This window comes from Bradyrhizobium sp. HKCCYLS3077 (assembly GCF_051167555.1).
Classification (GTDB): Bacteria; Pseudomonadota; Alphaproteobacteria; order Rhizobiales; family Xanthobacteraceae; genus Bradyrhizobium.
In genome coordinates, this window is the sequence record NZ_JBNPTH010000004.1 from 131,952 (window position 1) to 147,281 (window position 15,330).

A 15,330-nucleotide genomic window follows, 5' to 3' on the forward strand; every position below is an offset into this window, starting at 1 on the left:
ATGGCTAGCTTGGCGGAACTGCGCATGGAAGAGCCCGACGAGATCGCGACGAGCGAACCCGAGGTGCGCCCCGAAGCGTTGCGCATCCTCGAGGCGCTGCTGTTTGCCTCGGCCGAGCCGTTGGAGCAGGCCACGCTTGCCAAGCGTATGCCTGAAGGTGTCGACATCAAGGCCGCGCTGGCGCAACTGCAGGCGGACTACGCCAATCGCGGCGTGAATCTCGTTCGCGTCGCCAGCAAATGGACCTTCCGCACCGCCGGCGACCTCGCCTGGCTGATGACGCGCGAGAGCACCGAGACGCGCAAGCTGTCGCGCGCCGCCATCGAGGTGCTCGCGATCGTGGCCTATCATCAGCCGGTGACGCGCGCCGAGATCGAAGAGATTCGCGGCGTGGTGACGTCCAAGGGCACGCTCGACGTTCTCCTCGAGACCGGCTGGATCAAGCCGCGCGGACGTCGCAAGACGCCGGGCCGGCCCCTGACCTTCGGCACCACCGACGCATTTCTCGCCCAGTTCACCCTCGAGACGTTGGGCGATCTGCCTGGCCTCGAAGAGCTGAAGGGCACCGGCCTTTTGGATTCGCGGCTGCCCACCGGCTTTACCGTGCCGACGCCGTCGGACGATCCGACGCTGCGCGAGGATGAGGAGCCGTTGGATCCGGGCGATCTCGATCTGGCGCTGGCGCCGGCAGTCGAGGCCGAGCCTGGCGAAGCGGAAGCCTCCGAGGCGGAGGCATCCGAGGCCGAGACGGCCACGGCCGAAACCGGCCTTGTCGAAACCGGTGCGGTCGAAACGCTCGCCGAGACCGCAGAGCTGGGAGCCGCGGAAGCTGAGGCTGACGTTGTCGATGACGAGACGTCGTCGCAGCTCGCCGTCGGCGATCTGACGATCTCGACGACCAAGGCGGACGCCGCAACCGACGAAGCGGCCCTCGAGGTCGAGGAGCTCGAGGAAGAGGAACTCGACGTCGAGGAGATCGAGGAGCAGGAGCTCGCGGCCGAGTCGGAAGAGGAGACCGTCGCGGAGCTGGCCGATGTTGCGGCTGAGGATGAGGCGGTGGCTGACGCCGATGATGGTGCCGAATCCGACGCGGCCGAGTCTGACGAGTCCGACCGCGATACCGACGAGGACGGCTCCGAGCACCGGGAAGGGTGACGGCCTGCGCGGCTGTTAACACTCGCGTTATTACGTAGCTCCGCCCGCGATTTGGCGGAGCCGAAGTGCTTGTTTTTGCGAGCGCCGACGCCTACCTTCCGCCCAGATCGGGCGGCCCGCGCCCCGTTTTTGGCTCCGCCGAGATGCGTTCGTATTGCCGTTTCGCAATCGAATGCTAGAAGCGAAGTGTCGCGGGCAAGTCCATGGATTTGGCGCGGTTTCGGCGGTAGCTTCGACGGGCAGTCGGGTGAAGGCTGCGCCGGTGTTTGGAGGGTTGCAGGATGGGTTCGCTTAGCATTTGGCACTGGATCGTGGTGATCGCGGTCGTCCTGCTCCTGTTCGGGCGCGGCAAGATCTCCGATCTCATGGGCGACGTCGCGCAGGGCATCAAGGCCTTCAAGAAGGGCATGCAGGACGACGACAAGGCGCCGGAGAAGACCGAGCCGGTCAAGTCGATCGACCATGGCGCGACGCCTTCGGCCACCCGCACGGATGTCGGCAGCAAGGCCGTTTGATCTGCTGTTGATGAGGCGCGGGCGGCGCGCGCTCCGCACGAACGGGGCCTGCTCCGGCAGGACCGGGCAGGGCGGGATCAGGGGCGTCGTCGCGTAGGCGGATTGTTTCATGTTCGATATCGGCTGGAGTGAATTGCTCGTCATTGGGGTCGTCGCGCTGATTGCGATCGGTCCCAAGGAGCTTCCCGGCGTTTTGCGCATGGTCGGGCAGTGGATGGGCAAGGCCCGCCGGATGGCATCGGAGTTCCAGGGCCAGTTCCAGGAAGCCATGCGCGAGGCCGAGATGGCCGACCTCAAGAAGAGCTTTGACGAGGTCAAGGAAGCTGCGAGCGGGTTTTCCCCCAGCGGCATGATGTCGTCACTGCAGCGCGACGTCGACAAGGCGTTGGACATCGAGGGCGTGGACAAGCCCGCGGAGCCGGCTGCAACCCCGTCGGAGCCGGTTGCCGCGGCCGAGACGCCGGTCACCCCGACCACTCCCGAGCTTCCTCGTCCCGAGACCTTCGTCGAGGCGGAAGCCCATCAGGCGGCGAATGAGCCGCTGGCGATCGTGCGCGAGATCAAGGCCGAGCCGCTGCCCGAATTGTCGGCCGAGGCCGAACGTCTGAAGGACGCCAAAGCGTCATGACCGTCGAAGACATCGAGGCCAGCAAGGCCCCCTTGATGGACCACCTGATCGAGCTGCGCTCGCGGCTGATCAAGGCGCTGCTCGGCTTCGGCGTCGCCTTCATCTTCTGCTTCTTCTTCGCCAAGCAGATCTACAACATCCTGGTGCTGCCGTTCGTTTGGGTCGCGGGCGCGGAGAACAGCAAGTTCATCTACACGCAGCTGCTCGAATACTTCATCACGCAGCTCAAGCTCGCGATGTTCGGCGCCGGCTTCATCTCGTTTCCGATCGTGGCGACCCAGATCTACAAGTTCGTCGCGCCGGGCCTGTATAGGCACGAGCGCAATGCCTTCCTGCCCTATCTGATCGCGACCCCCGTCTTCTTCGTCCTCGGCGCCATGCTGGTCTATTTTGCGGTGTGGCCGATGATCGTGCGCTTCTCGCTCGGGATGCAGCAGCTCGGCGGCCCTGAGACGGCGCAGATCGCGCTGATGCCCAAGGTCGGCGAGTATCTGTCGCTGATGATGTCGCTGATCTTCGCCTTCGGCATCGCGTTCCAGCTGCCGGTCATCCTGACCCTGCTCGGGCGGATCGGCATCGTGACGTCGAAGATGCTGAAGGAAAAGCGGCGCTACTTCATCGTCATCGCCTTCATCATCGCCGCGGTGCTGACGCCGCCGGACGTGCTGAGCCAGGCGTCGCTGGCGCTGCCGCTGATGGCGCTGTACGAGGGCGCGATCATCGCAGTCGGCATCGTCGAGAAGCAGGCGGCTGCGGCCAAGGCTGGTTCCTCGTCCGGTTCGGGCTCGTCGTCGGACTCGGGCAATCTGCCGGCCAATCCGTCCGAATAGCCCCATGAGGTTGCCCGGGTTCGTCCGGGCGCCTGTTCCCATTGGCAGCCATTCGGGGTAGTGCAAGCGCGCCCGCGACAGCCGCGGCGACTCGCCCCCTGTCTCTTCGTTCCCAGGACCGAACGACCATGCACGACATCAAATCGATCCGCGACAATCCGCAAGGTTTCGATGCAGCGCTGACGCGCCGGGGTCTGTCGCCGCTGTCGTCGCATCTGCTCGCCATCGACGAGCGGCGGCGCGCGGCGATCCTGGCGTCCGAGCAGGCGCAGGCGCGGCGCAACGCGGCGTCCAAGGAGATCGGCGAAGCCAAGAAGGCCAAGGACGAGGCCCGCGCATCGGCGCTGATGGAGGAAGTCGCCAAGCTCAAGACCACGATGCCGGAGCTCGAGTCCGCCGCGAAGCAGGCCGACGAGGAGCTGGCGCGCGAGCTCGCCGCCATCCCCAATCTGCCGCTCGACGAGGTCCCGGACGGCAAGGACGAGCACGACAATGTCGAGCGTCATGTGTTCGGGGCCAAGCGCAACTACCCCTTCGCGCCGAAGCCGCATGACGAGATCGGCGCCGGCCTCGGCACCATGGATTTCGAATCGGCGGCCAAGCTGTCGGGGGCGCGGTTCGTGGTGCTGAAGAAGGGTCTGGCGCGGCTCGAGCGCGCGCTCGGGCAGTTCATGCTCGACCTGCACACGACCGAGCACGGCTATACCGAGATCAATCCGCCGCTCATGGTCAATCCCGCTGCCATGTTCGGCACTGGGCAACTGCCCAAGTTCGAAGACGATCAGTTCTATACGAACTCTCTCGATGGTCTCCATCGGATCGCAGCCCTCAGTACGGCGGTACTGAAAGATGGAGATGACCCCTTTTCTGATAAGTTTAGGTCGCAGTTGTCGAAGAATCTAAGGTTCGAAGGACGCTGGCTTATTCCCACCGCCGAGGTCCCGCTGACCAATTTAGTGCGTGAATCGATCCTCGACGAGAAGGAACTGCCGATGCGGCTCACCGCGCTGACGCCGTGCTTCCGTGCCGAGGCCGGCGCTGCGGGGCGCGACACCCGCGGCATGATCCGCCAGCACCAGTTCACCAAAGTCGAGCTGGTGTCGATCACGACACCCGAAACCAGCAAGGACGAGCATGAGCGCATGCTGGCCTGCGCCGAGGAGGTGCTGCGCCGGCTCGATCTGCACTACCGCGTCATCACGCTGTGCACCGGCGACATGGGCTTCTCGTCGCAGAAGACCTACGACATCGAGGTCTGGATGCCCGGGCAGGGCGACGGCGGCGCCTTCCGCGAGATCTCGAGCTGTTCGGTCTGCGGCGACTTCCAGGCGCGGCGCATGGATGCGCGTTCCCGCGGCAGCGACGGCAAGCCGCGCTTCGTGCACACACTGAACGGCTCCGGCACCGCCGTTGGTCGGGCGCTGATTGCGGTCATGGAGACCTATCAGCAGGCGGACGGCTCGATCGCCGTGCCCGACGTGCTGCAGCCCTATATGGGCGGCCTCAAGGTCGTGGCCGCGGAGCCATAAGGCCGCGGCAAATTGCACTCGGGGCGGCCGTCACCTTGCATGGCGGCTGCCGGGTCGTATCCTCGGGGTCCGTTCAGCAATCGCTCGTCGGACACCGGCACCATGGCCCTGCATCGGGACATCTTCTGGATTGGACGGCAATGGGCGGTCACCGCCGCCGGCATCCAGGCGATCGATCAGCGCCTGAAGGGCGCATTCGACATCGATCGAGGCGCGGTGTGGAACGAGGGGCTGCCCGATGCGCTCCGCGCGCAATCCTGGTTCAACCCGGCCGATTTCGAGAAGGCGCTGAGCATCGCGCGGACCCGCTTCGCGCGACCGCCGCGGGGTGAGCCCGAATCGTCCGCGCCGGCCTGTCCGCCACCGCCTGCCGCATCCGGCGCGCCGAGCGAGCCGCTTCAGGTCAGCTCAAACGGACGCTTGGCCCGCTTCGTGCCGCAGTGGCGGATCCGGTCCTGACACCGGCCGGGACCGGATCTCCCGAGGTTTGCCTCGATGGGGCGTAGCGGATAAGACACCCCCGGCAATGGCTCGAACGGGATGGATGAGTGACGATGCGGATTCTCTGCACCAATGACGACGGAATCCACGCACCGGGTCTGAAGGTGATCGAGGAAATCGCGCGCGCGTTGTCCGACGACGTCTGGATCGTGGCGCCCGAACTGGACCAGAGCGGCGTCTCGCATTCGCTCTCGCTCAACGATCCCTTGCGGCTGCGCGAGGTCGGCCCGCGCCATTTCGCCGTGCGCGGCACGCCGACCGACTGCGTCATCATGGGCGCCCGCCACATTCTCGGAAGCAAGCTGCCGGACGTGGTGCTCTCCGGCGTGAACAAGGGCCGCAACGTTGCCGAAGACGTGGTCTATTCCGGCACGATCGCGGGCGCGCTCGAAGGCACGATTCTCGGCATTCCTTCGTTTGCGCTGTCTCAGGAGTTCAGTATCGCCACCCGCGACAAGCCGTCATGGGACACCGCGCTCAAATTCGGACCGCAGATCGTGCGCAAGGTGCTCGACGCGGGCGTGCCGGAGAACACCGTCATCAACGTCAACTTCCCGTCTTGCGCGCCCGACGCGGTCAGGGGCATCGTGGTGACCCGGCAAGGCAAGCGCAACCTCGGCTTCCTCAAGGTCGACGAGCGTCGCGACGGACGCGGCAATCCCTACTTCTGGATCGGATTCGACCGCGCGGCGTCGCTCGACGTGCCCGATGAGGGCACGGACCTCGCCGCACTGGCTGCGCATTACGTCTCGGTCACGCCGCTGCGCCTCGATCGCACCGACGAGGCGTTTTCGGGCAAGCTCGGCGAAATTCTCGGCTGAAGCCGGGCGCTAGCTCTGAGGCTCGGCGCCGCGCAACGCGTGCTCGATCGCCTTGCTCAGCGTCTCCAGCTGGAAGGGCTTCTGCAGCGCCGGGCGGTCGCGATACTCCTCGGGCAAGCCCGACGACCCATAGCCGGTTGCAAAGATGAAGGGGCGGTTGCGCGCCTTGATGAGATCGGCCACCGGCGAGATGACCTTGCCGTTGACGTTGACGTCGAGGATCGCGACATCGAAATAGGTGCTGTCCGCGAGCCGCATCGCCTCGCTGATTTCGCCGGCTTCGGCGGCGACGGTGTAGCCGAGCTCTTCGAGCATGTCGGCGACCATCATCCTGATCATGACTTCGTCTTCAACGAGAAACACAGATCCGCGCGGCGGCCGCGGTGCAGTCATGTTGTCGGTCCTTGCCCATACTCTGATATGACGCTCGCAAATAACGGCGCGCGGCGCAACGTCAACGTCGTCCGGCTGCGGTGCCGCCGCGGCGCGGGCAGAACTGCCCCGAAGCTGAACGAACCTGACGCCGGTTGGTTCCGCACGTGGAACGAAGTTGAGCCCTTCTGGCGGCGCGACACCCCGTATCCCTCCGAGCCCTTCCGAAATCCGCTGCGCAAGCTGCGGATGATGCTCTAGATTGATCGCAGCCGAACAAACCCGAATGGCGTGATGCCCCCGATCCCTCCGCCCGAGAAGATGATGTTTCAGCTGACCCTGCGTCGCCGCGGGATCAGCGATCAGGCGGTGCTGCGCGCGATGGAGGAGGTGCCGCGCGAGGAGTTCGTGTTGCCGGCCGATCGGCCCGATGCCTACCGCGACAGCGCCATGGCCATTGCCTGCGGGCAGACCATCAGCCAGCCTTTCGTGGTGGCCTATATGACGGAGCAGCTGAAGCTGCAGAAGACCCACCGCGTGCTCGAAATCGGGACCGGATCGGGGTACCAGGCCGCTCTCCTCTCCAAGCTGTGCGCCAGCGTCCTGACGGTGGAGCGATTCCGGACCCTCGCCGACAAGGCGCGCGACCGCCTCGAGAAGCTCAATTGCTTTAATGTCGAGGTGATGCTGGGGGATGGCTACGCCTTGCCCGCGGGCGGCGGCCAGTTCGACCGCATCATCGTGACGGCGGCGATGGACGAAATTCCCCAGAGCCTGCTCGATCGCCTGGAGGACGACGGTATCCTGATCGCGCCGGTCGGGCCGCCGCATGGCGTGCAGACACTGGTCAAGGTCGTCAGGGCGGGCGATCATTTCGAGCGAAAAGAGCTCGTCGACGTCCGATTTGTGCCTGCAATTCCGGGCATTGCGCGCGAACTCTAAAGCAGCGGATCAGCAAGTCCGACAACGCTTTATTCGCGGCTTAAGCGCTTATTTACCGCGGCTGTGTTTACTCGAATTCGTTGTTTGTTGCGTACGAGTGAGTAACCATGCCCGCCACCGTCGAGTTGCTTCGCTCGCGCCGCCTGCCGCAGGTTGCGGCGCTGGCGCTGATGTCATTCGGCGTCGCCGGCTGCAGCGCCGACATGTCGACGCGGCTGTCCCAGACGCAAAGTCCTTTCTCGAACCCCTTTGCTTCCGATTCCACCGGTTCGGTGCAGGCGCCTCCGGCGCGGCAGCATCAGCAGTACAGCCAGTCTTATACGCCGCCGGCCGCGCCGGCTCCGGCCTATTCGTCGTCGGCGCTGCCTCCACCGGCTGTCGGCGCTCCGCAAACCTACCCGTCGGGTGGCGGCGCTGGAGGCATCTCAGGGGGCGGACGCGGCGTTGCGTCCTACGCTCCGCCGGCCGCCGTGCCGGCGCCGCAGGCCCAGACCTACACGCCAGCGCCTCACGCCTATGCGCCTCCGGCGCAGCCGCAGCTCGAGACCACCGGCGCCGTGCCGCCGCGCTCGGTCGCTGCCGCGCGTCCTGCCGGAGGCACCAAGATCATCGTCGGCACCAGCGACACGCTGGACATTCTCGCCAAGCGCTATCGGGTGACGCCCGCCGAGATCCTCGCCGCCAACGGCTACAAGGGACCGCGCGCACTGTCTCCCGGCCAGCAACTGATCATCCCGCATCCGGGAGCCGTCGCTGCCGCGCCTGCGGTGCAGCCGCCGGCGGCTCCGGTCGCCGCGGCCCCGATGGTCGCGCCGAAGCCGGTGGCCGTTGCGGCGGCGCCGTCCACGGTGCATTTCGTCAACCGCGGCGACACGCTCGCCAGCATCGCGCGGCAGAACCACGTCTCGCCGGCCGAGCTCGCCCGCGCCAACAATCTCGACCAGGCGTCGCCGTTGAAGCTCGGTGCCAGGCTGACCGTCCCTGGCAAAGCCGTGGCGGCCGCTGCGCCGGTGGCTCCGGTTGCAACCGTTCCCCAGGCGGTTGCGACCGTGCCGGCGCCAGCGCCGACCACGCGCGTGGCCACGGCCGCCGGGCCCGTGCAGACCGCGCGTCTCGCGCAGGCCAATCCGGCGCCCGAGAAGGAAGAGGAGCCGGCGCGTCCGGCCGAGACCACCAGCTCGCTGCCGACCTTCCGCTGGCCGGCGCGCGGCAAGGTGATCACGAGCTACGGCGCCAAGACCAACGGCAAGTCCAACGACGGCATCAACATCGCCGTGCCCGAGGGCACGCCGGTGAAGGCCGCCGAGGATGGCGTCGTCGCCTATGCGGGCAACGAATTGAAGGGTTATGGCAATCTGGTTTTGGTGCGGCATTCCAACGGCTACGTCACCGCATATGCCCATGCGAGTGAGCTGATGGTGAAGCGCGGAGATCCGATCAAGCGCGGCCAGGTCATTGCCAAGTCGGGTCAATCGGGAGAAGTCGGATCGCCGCAGCTCCACTTCGAGATCCGCAAGGGATCATCGCCGGTTGACCCGCTGCAATTCCTCAACGGGGCGTGAGCCGCCGACACTTTTGACCTTACAAGCAAGGGCCCGCCTTTCGGCGGGCCCTTTTTCGTTTGGGCAGCGATGTTTGCCGCAATGACGGAAACTGGGGCTGGCTCAGCGCGTCTTACTTCGCGCTGAGCCGCACGCCGAGGCGGCCGGCGAGATCCTGCGTGAACTGCCAGGCGACACGGCCCGAGCGCGAGCCGCGCGTGGTGGACCATTCGAGCGCCTCGCGCTCCAGCTCGTCATCTGCCACCGCGATGTCGAAATGGCTGCAATAGCCCCGGACCATCGCGAGGTACTCGTCCTGGCTGCAGCGATGGAAGCCGAGCCACAGGCCGAAACGGTCGGACAAAGAGACCTTCTCCTCGACCGCCTCGCCCGGGTTGATCGCAGTCGAGCGTTCGTTCTCGATCATGTCGCGGGCGAGCAGGTGACGACGATTCGAGGTGGCGTAGAGGATGACGTTCTCGGGGCGGCCCTCGATGCCGCCTTCGAGCACGGCCTTGAGCGACTTATAGGACGCGTCATTGCCGTCGAAGGAGAGGTCGTCGCAGAACACGATGAAGTGGAAGGGCGCCGCGCGCAGGATGTCCATCAGCGCCGGCAGGCTTTCGATGTCCTCGCGGTGAATCTCGATCAGCTTCAGCCGGTCGGCCGGCTTGCGCGCGACGTTGATGCTGGCGTGGGCGGCCTTCACCAGCGACGACTTGCCCATGCCGCGCGCGCCCCACAGCAGCGCGTTGTTGGCCGGCAGCCCGTTGGCGAAGCGCTCGGTATTCTCGATCAGGATGTCGCGCATCCGGTCGATGCCCTTGAGCAGGTCGATCTCGACGCGGCTGACGCGCGGCACCGTCGCGAGCCGCCCGTTCGGATGCCACACGAACGCATCGGCCGCGTCGAAGTCCGGCGCGGGGACGGCACCCGCACCGGTTGCTGCCAGATGCGCCGCAATGGCTTCGAGCGCGCGGGCGATCCGGCCCGCCGTGTCATCGTCCCCAGACGGGCCAGCGGGACGTTTTGCCGCGATCTTGGACGGCTCTCGCGTTGCGGGCTTTACCGTAGTCTTGGAGCTTTTGGCGACGGGTCTGAACACGCTCTTTGAGGCGGCGCGGGCCGGGGCTTTGGCTGGCTTTTTCGACATGCTGCAAGTTCCTGATGGGGCAGCCATATCGGGGCTTGGCGGCGGCCGCAAGCGGGCGAAATGAGGGGGCGGTGCGCCTTGCTATTGGGACCGCGGCCGCTATATTCCGCGCCAAATTCGCAAGAGGCCGGCCCGCGCCGAGAGCAGCGTGGATCGCCGGCTATTCCCGTCTCACCGGGCATTGGCCCACGAGGATCGACCGCATGCTGATTACCCCTGCCTATGCCCAGGCCGCCGGCGCTGGCGATACCAACAGCATGCTGATGTCGCTGCTGCCGTTCGCGCTGATCTTCGTGATCATGTACTTCCTGATCCTCCGGCCGCAGCAGAAGAAGGTCAAGGAGCACGCCGACCTGGTCAAGAATGTCCGTCGCGGCGACACGATCGTGACCCAGGGCGGTCTGGTCGGCAAGGTTACCAAGGTCGTCGACGACGACCAGGTCGAGTTCGAAATCTCCGATGGCGTGCGCGTGCGCCAGATGCGCCAGATGATCGCGGGCGTCCGCGCCAAGGGCGAGCCGGCGAAGGCGGACGCCAAGGACGAGAAGGCGGCCAGCTGATCGCTGTCCGGCCGGGACCAATCCCGGCTTTCGTCTGATCTGATGTTGTGATTTTCCGGGCTGCGCGCGGCCCCTACGGACAACCTCCATGTTGTATTTCACGCGGTGGAAGGCGCTGGGCATCATTCTCACGGCGCTCGTGGTGTGCCTGTGCGCGGTGCCCAACTTCTTCTCCGAAGCGACGGTCAAGACCTGGCCCGCCTGGGCGCAGCGCCATATCGTTCTCGGCCTCGACCTGCAGGGCGGATCCTATCTGCTGCTCGAAGTCGACTCCAATTACGTCAAGAAGGAGCGGCTCGATTCGGTTCGCGATGACGTCCGCCGGACGCTGCGCGACGCCAAGATCGGCTATACCGGGCTGAGCAGCCGTGGCGACAGCGTCGAGGTTCGCATCACCAAGGACACCGATGCCGGGACCGCGCTGTCCAAGCTGCGCGATCTGTCCCAGCCGCTCGGCGGCCTGCTCGGCTCCAGTGGACAGCGCAGCCTCGAGGTCAGCGATGCTGGCGGCGGCCTGATCCGGCTCACGATTCCGCAGGCCGCGATCACCGAGCGCGTCCGCCAGACGATCGAGCAGTCGATCCAGATCGTCGAGCGCCGCGTCAACGAGCTCGGCACCGTCGAGCCGGTGATCCAGCGCCAGGGCACCGACCGTATTTTGGTGCAGGTCCCGGGTCTGCAGGATCCGACGCAGCTGAAGAACCTGCTCGGCCGGACGGCGAAGATGGAGTTCCGGATGGTCGACACCACGGTGTCGCCCGAGCAGGCGCTGCAGGGGCGGGTGCCGCCGGATTCCGAAGTGCTGCAAAGCGCCACGCCGCCGAACCAGCCTTATGTCGTGAAGAAGCAGGTGCTGGTCTCCGGCGGTGATCTCTCGGACGCGCAGACCGGATTCGACCAGCGCACCAACGAGCCGATCGTCAGCTTCCGCTTCAATTCGTCCGGCTCGCGCAAATTCGCGCAGGCCACGACCGAGAATGTCGGCCAGCCGTTTGCGATCATCCTCGACAACAAGGTGATCTCGGCGCCCGTCATCCGCGAGCCGATCACCGGCGGTTCGGGCCAGATTTCCGGCAATTTCACCGTGCAGTCCGCCAACGAGCTCGCGATCCTGCTTCGTGCTGGCGCGCTGCCAGCGCCTTTGACTGTCATCGAGGAGCGCACCGTCGGTCCCGGCCTCGGCGCCGACTCGATCGCCAAGGGCGAGCTCGCCTCCTATGTCGGCTCGATCCTGGTCATCGTGTTCATGCTGGTGACCTACCGCCTGTTCGGCGTGTTCGCCAACATCGCCGTGATCGTCAACGTCGCCATGATCTTCGGCGTGCTGTCGCTGCTGAATGCCACGCTCACGCTGCCGGGCATCGCCGGCATCGTGCTGACGGTCGGCATCGCCGTCGACTCCAACGTGCTGATCTATGAGCGCATCCGCGAGGAGCTGCGCGGCGGCCGCAACGCGATCTCGGCGATCGATGCCGGCTTCAAGCGCGCGCTCGCGACCATTCTCGACTCCAACATCACCACCTTCATCGCCGCCGCCGTGCTGTTCTACATCGGCACCGGCCCGGTCCGCGGCTTCGCCGTGACCCTGGGCGTCGGCATCCTCACCACGGTCTTCACCGCCTTCACGCTGACCCGCCTGATCGTCGCGGCGTGGGTGCGCTGGAAGCGGCCGCAAAGCGTGCCAATCTAGGAGCTACTGTGACACACTGGGTTCTCATCGGGCTTGGCATCCTGATCGCGGTGCTGACGGTGGTCAGCGCGCTCGGCCTGCTGCCGTCGCTGCGCATCGTCCCCGACGACACGCATTTCGACTTCACGCAGTTCCGCCGCATCAGCTTCCCGATCTCGGCGACGCTGTCGATCATCGCCATCGTGCTGTTCTTCACGCACGGCCTGAACTTCGGCATCGACTTCAAGGGCGGCACGCTGCTCGAAGTCCGCGCGAAATCCGGTACCGCCGACATTGCCAGCATGCGCAACGAGCTGTCGAAGCTCAATCTCGGCGAAGTCCAGCTGCAGCAGTTCGGCGGCCCTGCCGACGTCCTGATCCGCTTCGCCGCGCAGCCGGGCGGTGACAGCGCGCAGCAGGAGGCCGTCAACAAGGTGCGCGGCGCGCTGGGTGATACGGTGGACTATCGCCGCGTCGAGGTGCTCGGTGCGCGCGTGTCGGGCGAACTGCTGGCGATGGGCATGCTTGGCCTGATGCTCGCGATCGTCTCGATCCTGATCTATCTCTGGTTCCGCTTCGAGTGGCAGTTCGCGCTCGGCGCCATGATTGCCAACGTCCACGACATCGTGCTGACGATCGGCTTCATGTCGATCAGCCAGGTCGATTTCGACCTCACCAGCATCGCGGCGTTGCTCACCATTCTCGGCTATTCGCTGAACGACACCGTCGTCATCTACGACCGCATCCGCGAGATGCTGCGGCGCTACAAGAAGATGCCGATGCCGCAGCTGCTGAACGAGTCGATCAACTCGACGCTGTCGCGCTCGATCATCACCCACGTCACGGTGACGCTGGCGCTGCTCGCGCTCTTGCTGTTCGGCGGCACGGCCATCCACAGCTTCACCGCGGTGATGATGTTCGGCGTCGTGCTGGTCGGCACCTATACCTCGATCTTCATCGCCGCGCCGATCCTGATCTATCTCGGCGTCGGAACCGTTCGGGGTGATCAGGTCGACGAGCCGAAGAAGAAGCCTTGATCGGGATCAGCCATTGGACCCGGATCGGGGCTGAGAGGTTGATCTCGCATGTCAGCTGATACCCCGCATTTCCCGCGGTCGGCGCCGATCGACGGCTACGGCAAGGGCGGCTTCGCCTTCGCCGACATGTCGCATCGCGGCTCGCTGCTGTGCCTGCCGGATTCGATCTGGGCCTGGGATGTCACGCAGCCAGGGCAGATCGACCGCTATTCGCTGCAGCGCGTGTTCGATGCCGCGAACAGGATCGATACGCTGATCATCGGCACCGGCACAGAAGTCTGGATCGCGCCGGCGCCGCTGCGCGCGGCGCTCCGCAGTGTCAACGTCGTGCTCGACTCGATGCAGACGGGGCCCGCCATTCGCACCTACAACGTCATGATCGGCGAGCGGAGGCGCGTGGCGGCTGCGCTCATCGCGGTGCCATGAGCGAGATGGACGAGGCCGGCGACGCCGCGTTCTGCGCGGGGCTCGTCCGCGAGCATGATTTCGACCGCTACGCATCGACACTGTTCGTCGCGCCGGAGATCCGCCGCGCCTTGCTGTCGTTGTACGCCTTCAACGTCGAGGTCACGCGCATCCGTGATCTCGTCACCCAGCCCTTGCCGGGCGAGGTTCGCCTCCAATGGTGGCGCGATACGCTGACCGGGCACGAACATGGTGGCGTCGAAGGCAATCCCGTCGCCGCCGAACTGCTGCTGACCGTGCAGCGCTTCGGCCTGCCGGCCGAGCGGCTCACGCGCCTGATCGACGAGCATCAATTCGATCTCTACAACGATCCGATGCCGACCATGGCCGCGCTGGACGGGTATCTCAGCGACACAAATGGGGCGCTGTTTGCTCTGGCCGCGCGGCTCGTCGGCGGCGGCTTCGAGGGCATCGATCATCTCGCGCACCACGCCGGCGTCGCGCTCGGCCTACTGCAGGTCATCTCGTCGCTGCCAAGGGATGCCGCGCACCGTCAGCTGTATGTCCCGCTCGAGCTCCTCGAGCGCCACGGCGTGGGGCAGGAGGAGATGTTTGCCGCCAAGCCGACGCCGGCGATCGACGTTGTTGTCGCCGAATTGCGCGAGCAGGCCGGCCAGCATCTCGATCATACGCTGGAGCTTGCGCGCGAGGCGCCGCCGGCCGTGCGGCCCGCTCTGCTGACACTTGCTTTGGTGCGCCGTGACCTCGCCGTGGCCAAGCGGCGCCCCGGCGATCCGTTCCAGCCGCAGCCCCGCTCACGGCTGGCCACGCTGTGGACGTTGTGGCGCGCGGCCAGGACTTCCATCTTTCGCGGCCGCTGAGTCCACCCACCTCTACGCCGTCGGTATCGCATTCCAGAGCGGCGGGCTGTGCGCCAGCCTGGGAATGCCGAGCGCTTCCTGCCGGTGACTAGTGCAGCGGGTGTCCCAGACGACCAGATCACCGCCGCGGCAGGTGTGGGCCCAGGTGAATTCGGGCCGCTCGGCGAGCTGCCAGAGATCATCGAGCAGGGCATCGGATTCGTCATGCTCGAGCCCGACGACATAGGAATGACGGCGCTGCCCGAGCGCCAGCATCGGGCGGCCGGTATCGGCGTGGTTGCCGACCAGCGGATGAACCGGCCCCGCGATCGTGGTGCGGCGTCCGTCATCCGATGTCTCGGTCGTCGTGTGCCGAATCTTCAGATGCGCAACGCGGCTGCGCAACGCCGGCGAGAGGGCGTCATACGCGGCATAGAGGCTGCAGAAGGCGAGCCTGTCGCCGAGCATGGTTCCGTGCGACGTGTACATCAGGTCGGCATGTCCGAAACGTCGGCTGAACGCGGCGATGTCGCGATCGCCGAGACGCTGGTTGCGCACGAGCAGAACCTGGTGCTTGAGCAGGGCGCGCATGAAGGAGGCGAACGCCCAATCGTCGAAGGATCTGAGATCGACGTTGCACACTTCGGCGCCGAGCGCTTTTCCCGTCGGGATGACCTGGATGAGGCTGCTTTCGGCGTGTCGTGCCACGTTGCTTCTGAGACTCACGTGCGTCATCTCCCGCGTTTCACCAGTGCTTCAAATCAACCACGGCAATTTGTCGGGGGTGTTTCGGCTCGGAGGCAATTCGCAGG

18 protein-coding genes are annotated in these 15,330 nt (G+C 65.9%); 15 read left to right on the forward strand and 3 right to left on the reverse strand.

The features are described from left to right. From scpB to surE, 7 genes are all read left to right on the forward strand, one after another. Positions 1-1,155, forward strand: a complete 1,155-nt coding sequence (gene scpB, locus ACQR0Z_RS16805) for an SMC-Scp complex subunit ScpB (protein ID WP_434919394.1) — start codon at positions 1-3, stop codon at positions 1,153-1,155. A gap of 281 nt (positions 1,156-1,436) precedes the next feature. Next, positions 1,437-1,670, forward strand: coding sequence for a twin-arginine translocase TatA/TatE family subunit (locus ACQR0Z_RS16810; protein ID WP_006614346.1), 234 nt, complete (start codon positions 1,437-1,439; stop codon positions 1,668-1,670). Positions 1,671-1,779: 109 nt separating this feature from the next. After that, positions 1,780-2,298 carry a Sec-independent protein translocase protein TatB gene (tatB, locus tag ACQR0Z_RS16815; RefSeq protein WP_434919395.1) on the forward strand — a complete coding sequence of 173 codons (519 nt, stop codon included), beginning with the start codon at positions 1,780-1,782 and terminating at the stop codon, positions 2,296-2,298. Next, positions 2,295-3,128, forward strand: coding sequence for a twin-arginine translocase subunit TatC (gene tatC, locus ACQR0Z_RS16820; RefSeq protein WP_434919396.1), 834 nt, complete (start codon positions 2,295-2,297; stop codon positions 3,126-3,128). Before tatB ends, tatC begins: the two co-directional genes overlap by 4 nt. 128 nt (positions 3,129-3,256) lie before the next feature. After that, complete coding sequence (gene serS, locus ACQR0Z_RS16825; protein WP_434919397.1) at positions 3,257-4,657, forward strand: serine--tRNA ligase; 1,401 nt, start codon at positions 3,257-3,259, stop codon at positions 4,655-4,657. Between the two features lie 102 nt (positions 4,658-4,759). Then, a complete protein-coding gene (locus ACQR0Z_RS16830; RefSeq protein ID WP_434919795.1) occupies positions 4,760-5,116 on the forward strand; it encodes a hypothetical protein in 357 nt (118 codons plus the stop codon). A gap of 95 nt (positions 5,117-5,211) precedes the next feature. Beyond that, complete coding sequence (gene surE, locus ACQR0Z_RS16835) at positions 5,212-5,979, forward strand: 5'/3'-nucleotidase SurE (RefSeq protein ID WP_434919796.1); 768 nt, start codon at positions 5,212-5,214, stop codon at positions 5,977-5,979. 9 nt (positions 5,980-5,988) lie between these two features. Here surE and ACQR0Z_RS16840 read toward each other — a convergent pair whose 3' ends face one another. Beyond that, complete coding sequence (locus ACQR0Z_RS16840) at positions 5,989-6,372, reverse strand: response regulator (RefSeq protein ID WP_434919398.1); 384 nt, start codon at positions 6,370-6,372, stop codon at positions 5,989-5,991. 27 nt (positions 6,373-6,399) lie between these two features. On the opposite strand from ACQR0Z_RS16840, the gene ACQR0Z_RS16845 reads away from it, so the two are divergent. The 3 genes from ACQR0Z_RS16845 (at position 6,400) to ACQR0Z_RS16855 (ending at position 8,855) form a co-directional block, all read left to right on the forward strand. Further along, positions 6,400-6,612 (forward strand): hypothetical protein, encoded by a 213-nt coding sequence (locus tag ACQR0Z_RS16845; protein ID WP_434919399.1) that lies wholly within the window; start codon positions 6,400-6,402, stop codon positions 6,610-6,612. 33 nt (positions 6,613-6,645) lie between these two features. After that, complete coding sequence (locus ACQR0Z_RS16850) at positions 6,646-7,293, forward strand: protein-L-isoaspartate(D-aspartate) O-methyltransferase (protein ID WP_434919400.1); 648 nt, start codon at positions 6,646-6,648, stop codon at positions 7,291-7,293. 107 nt (positions 7,294-7,400) lie between these two features. Further along, entirely contained in the window at positions 7,401-8,855 is a 1,455-nt protein-coding gene (locus ACQR0Z_RS16855) for a peptidoglycan DD-metalloendopeptidase family protein (RefSeq protein WP_434919401.1), read from the forward strand. A gap of 112 nt (positions 8,856-8,967) precedes the next feature. Here the strand turns inward: ACQR0Z_RS16855 and ACQR0Z_RS16860 are convergent, their stop codons facing one another. Further along, positions 8,968-9,987 carry an ATP-binding protein gene (locus tag ACQR0Z_RS16860; RefSeq protein ID WP_434919402.1) on the reverse strand — a complete coding sequence of 340 codons (1,020 nt, stop codon included), beginning with the start codon at positions 9,985-9,987 and terminating at the stop codon, positions 8,968-8,970. Positions 9,988-10,190: 203 nt separating this feature from the next. On the opposite strand from ACQR0Z_RS16860, the gene yajC reads away from it, so the two are divergent. The 5 genes from yajC (at position 10,191) to ACQR0Z_RS16885 (ending at position 14,539) form a co-directional block, all read left to right on the forward strand. Beyond that, positions 10,191-10,547, forward strand: coding sequence for a preprotein translocase subunit YajC (gene yajC / locus ACQR0Z_RS16865; protein ID WP_434859038.1), 357 nt, complete (start codon positions 10,191-10,193; stop codon positions 10,545-10,547). Between the two features lie 88 nt (positions 10,548-10,635). Further along, a complete protein-coding gene (gene secD / locus ACQR0Z_RS16870; RefSeq protein WP_434859037.1) occupies positions 10,636-12,237 on the forward strand; it encodes a protein translocase subunit SecD in 1,602 nt (533 codons plus the stop codon). A gap of 8 nt (positions 12,238-12,245) precedes the next feature. Continuing rightward, a complete protein-coding gene (gene secF / locus ACQR0Z_RS16875) occupies positions 12,246-13,253 on the forward strand; it encodes a protein translocase subunit SecF (RefSeq protein ID WP_434877222.1) in 1,008 nt (335 codons plus the stop codon). A gap of 48 nt (positions 13,254-13,301) precedes the next feature. Next, positions 13,302-13,679, forward strand: coding sequence for an Mth938-like domain-containing protein (locus tag ACQR0Z_RS16880; protein ID WP_434859035.1), 378 nt, complete (start codon positions 13,302-13,304; stop codon positions 13,677-13,679). Next, entirely contained in the window at positions 13,676-14,539 is an 864-nt protein-coding gene (locus ACQR0Z_RS16885) for a phytoene/squalene synthase family protein (RefSeq protein WP_434919403.1), read from the forward strand. The genes ACQR0Z_RS16880 and ACQR0Z_RS16885 overlap by 4 nt, the downstream gene beginning before the upstream one ends. A gap of 12 nt (positions 14,540-14,551) precedes the next feature. On the opposite strand, the gene ACQR0Z_RS16890 is transcribed toward ACQR0Z_RS16885, so the two are convergent. After that, entirely contained in the window at positions 14,552-15,244 is a 693-nt protein-coding gene (locus ACQR0Z_RS16890) for a TauD/TfdA dioxygenase family protein (protein WP_434919404.1), read from the reverse strand. Positions 15,245-15,330: the final 86 nt, after the last annotated feature.

What these genes read in the sequence shown, in the direction of transcription:
- ACQR0Z_RS16845 (WP_434919399.1), top strand. Translation starts at nt 6,400, where the DNA reads ATGACGCTCGCAAATAACGGCGCGCGGCGCAACGTCAACGTCGTCCGG.
- ACQR0Z_RS16830 (WP_434919795.1), top strand. Translation starts at nt 4,760, where the DNA reads ATGGCCCTGCATCGGGACATCTTCTGGATTGGACGGCAATGGGCGGTC.
- ACQR0Z_RS16880 (WP_434859035.1), top strand. Translation starts at nt 13,302, where the DNA reads ATGTCAGCTGATACCCCGCATTTCCCGCGGTCGGCGCCGATCGACGGC.
- ACQR0Z_RS16885 (WP_434919403.1), top strand. Translation starts at nt 13,676, where the DNA reads ATGAGCGAGATGGACGAGGCCGGCGACGCCGCGTTCTGCGCGGGGCTC.
- scpB (WP_434919394.1), top strand. Translation starts at nt 1, where the DNA reads ATGGCTAGCTTGGCGGAACTGCGCATGGAAGAGCCCGACGAGATCGCG.
- surE (WP_434919796.1), top strand. Translation starts at nt 5,212, where the DNA reads ATGCGGATTCTCTGCACCAATGACGACGGAATCCACGCACCGGGTCTG.
- ACQR0Z_RS16850 (WP_434919400.1), top strand. Translation starts at nt 6,646, where the DNA reads ATGCCCCCGATCCCTCCGCCCGAGAAGATGATGTTTCAGCTGACCCTG.
- ACQR0Z_RS16840 (WP_434919398.1), bottom strand. Translation starts at nt 6,372, where the DNA reads ATGACTGCACCGCGGCCGCCGCGCGGATCTGTGTTTCTCGTTGAAGAC.
- ACQR0Z_RS16810 (WP_006614346.1), top strand. Translation starts at nt 1,437, where the DNA reads ATGGGTTCGCTTAGCATTTGGCACTGGATCGTGGTGATCGCGGTCGTC.
- tatB (WP_434919395.1), top strand. Translation starts at nt 1,780, where the DNA reads ATGTTCGATATCGGCTGGAGTGAATTGCTCGTCATTGGGGTCGTCGCG.
- ACQR0Z_RS16860 (WP_434919402.1), bottom strand. Translation starts at nt 9,987, where the DNA reads ATGTCGAAAAAGCCAGCCAAAGCCCCGGCCCGCGCCGCCTCAAAGAGC.
- yajC (WP_434859038.1), top strand. Translation starts at nt 10,191, where the DNA reads ATGCTGATTACCCCTGCCTATGCCCAGGCCGCCGGCGCTGGCGATACC.
- ACQR0Z_RS16855 (WP_434919401.1), top strand. Translation starts at nt 7,401, where the DNA reads ATGCCCGCCACCGTCGAGTTGCTTCGCTCGCGCCGCCTGCCGCAGGTT.
- secD (WP_434859037.1), top strand. Translation starts at nt 10,636, where the DNA reads ATGTTGTATTTCACGCGGTGGAAGGCGCTGGGCATCATTCTCACGGCG.
- tatC (WP_434919396.1), top strand. Translation starts at nt 2,295, where the DNA reads ATGACCGTCGAAGACATCGAGGCCAGCAAGGCCCCCTTGATGGACCAC.
- serS (WP_434919397.1), top strand. Translation starts at nt 3,257, where the DNA reads ATGCACGACATCAAATCGATCCGCGACAATCCGCAAGGTTTCGATGCA.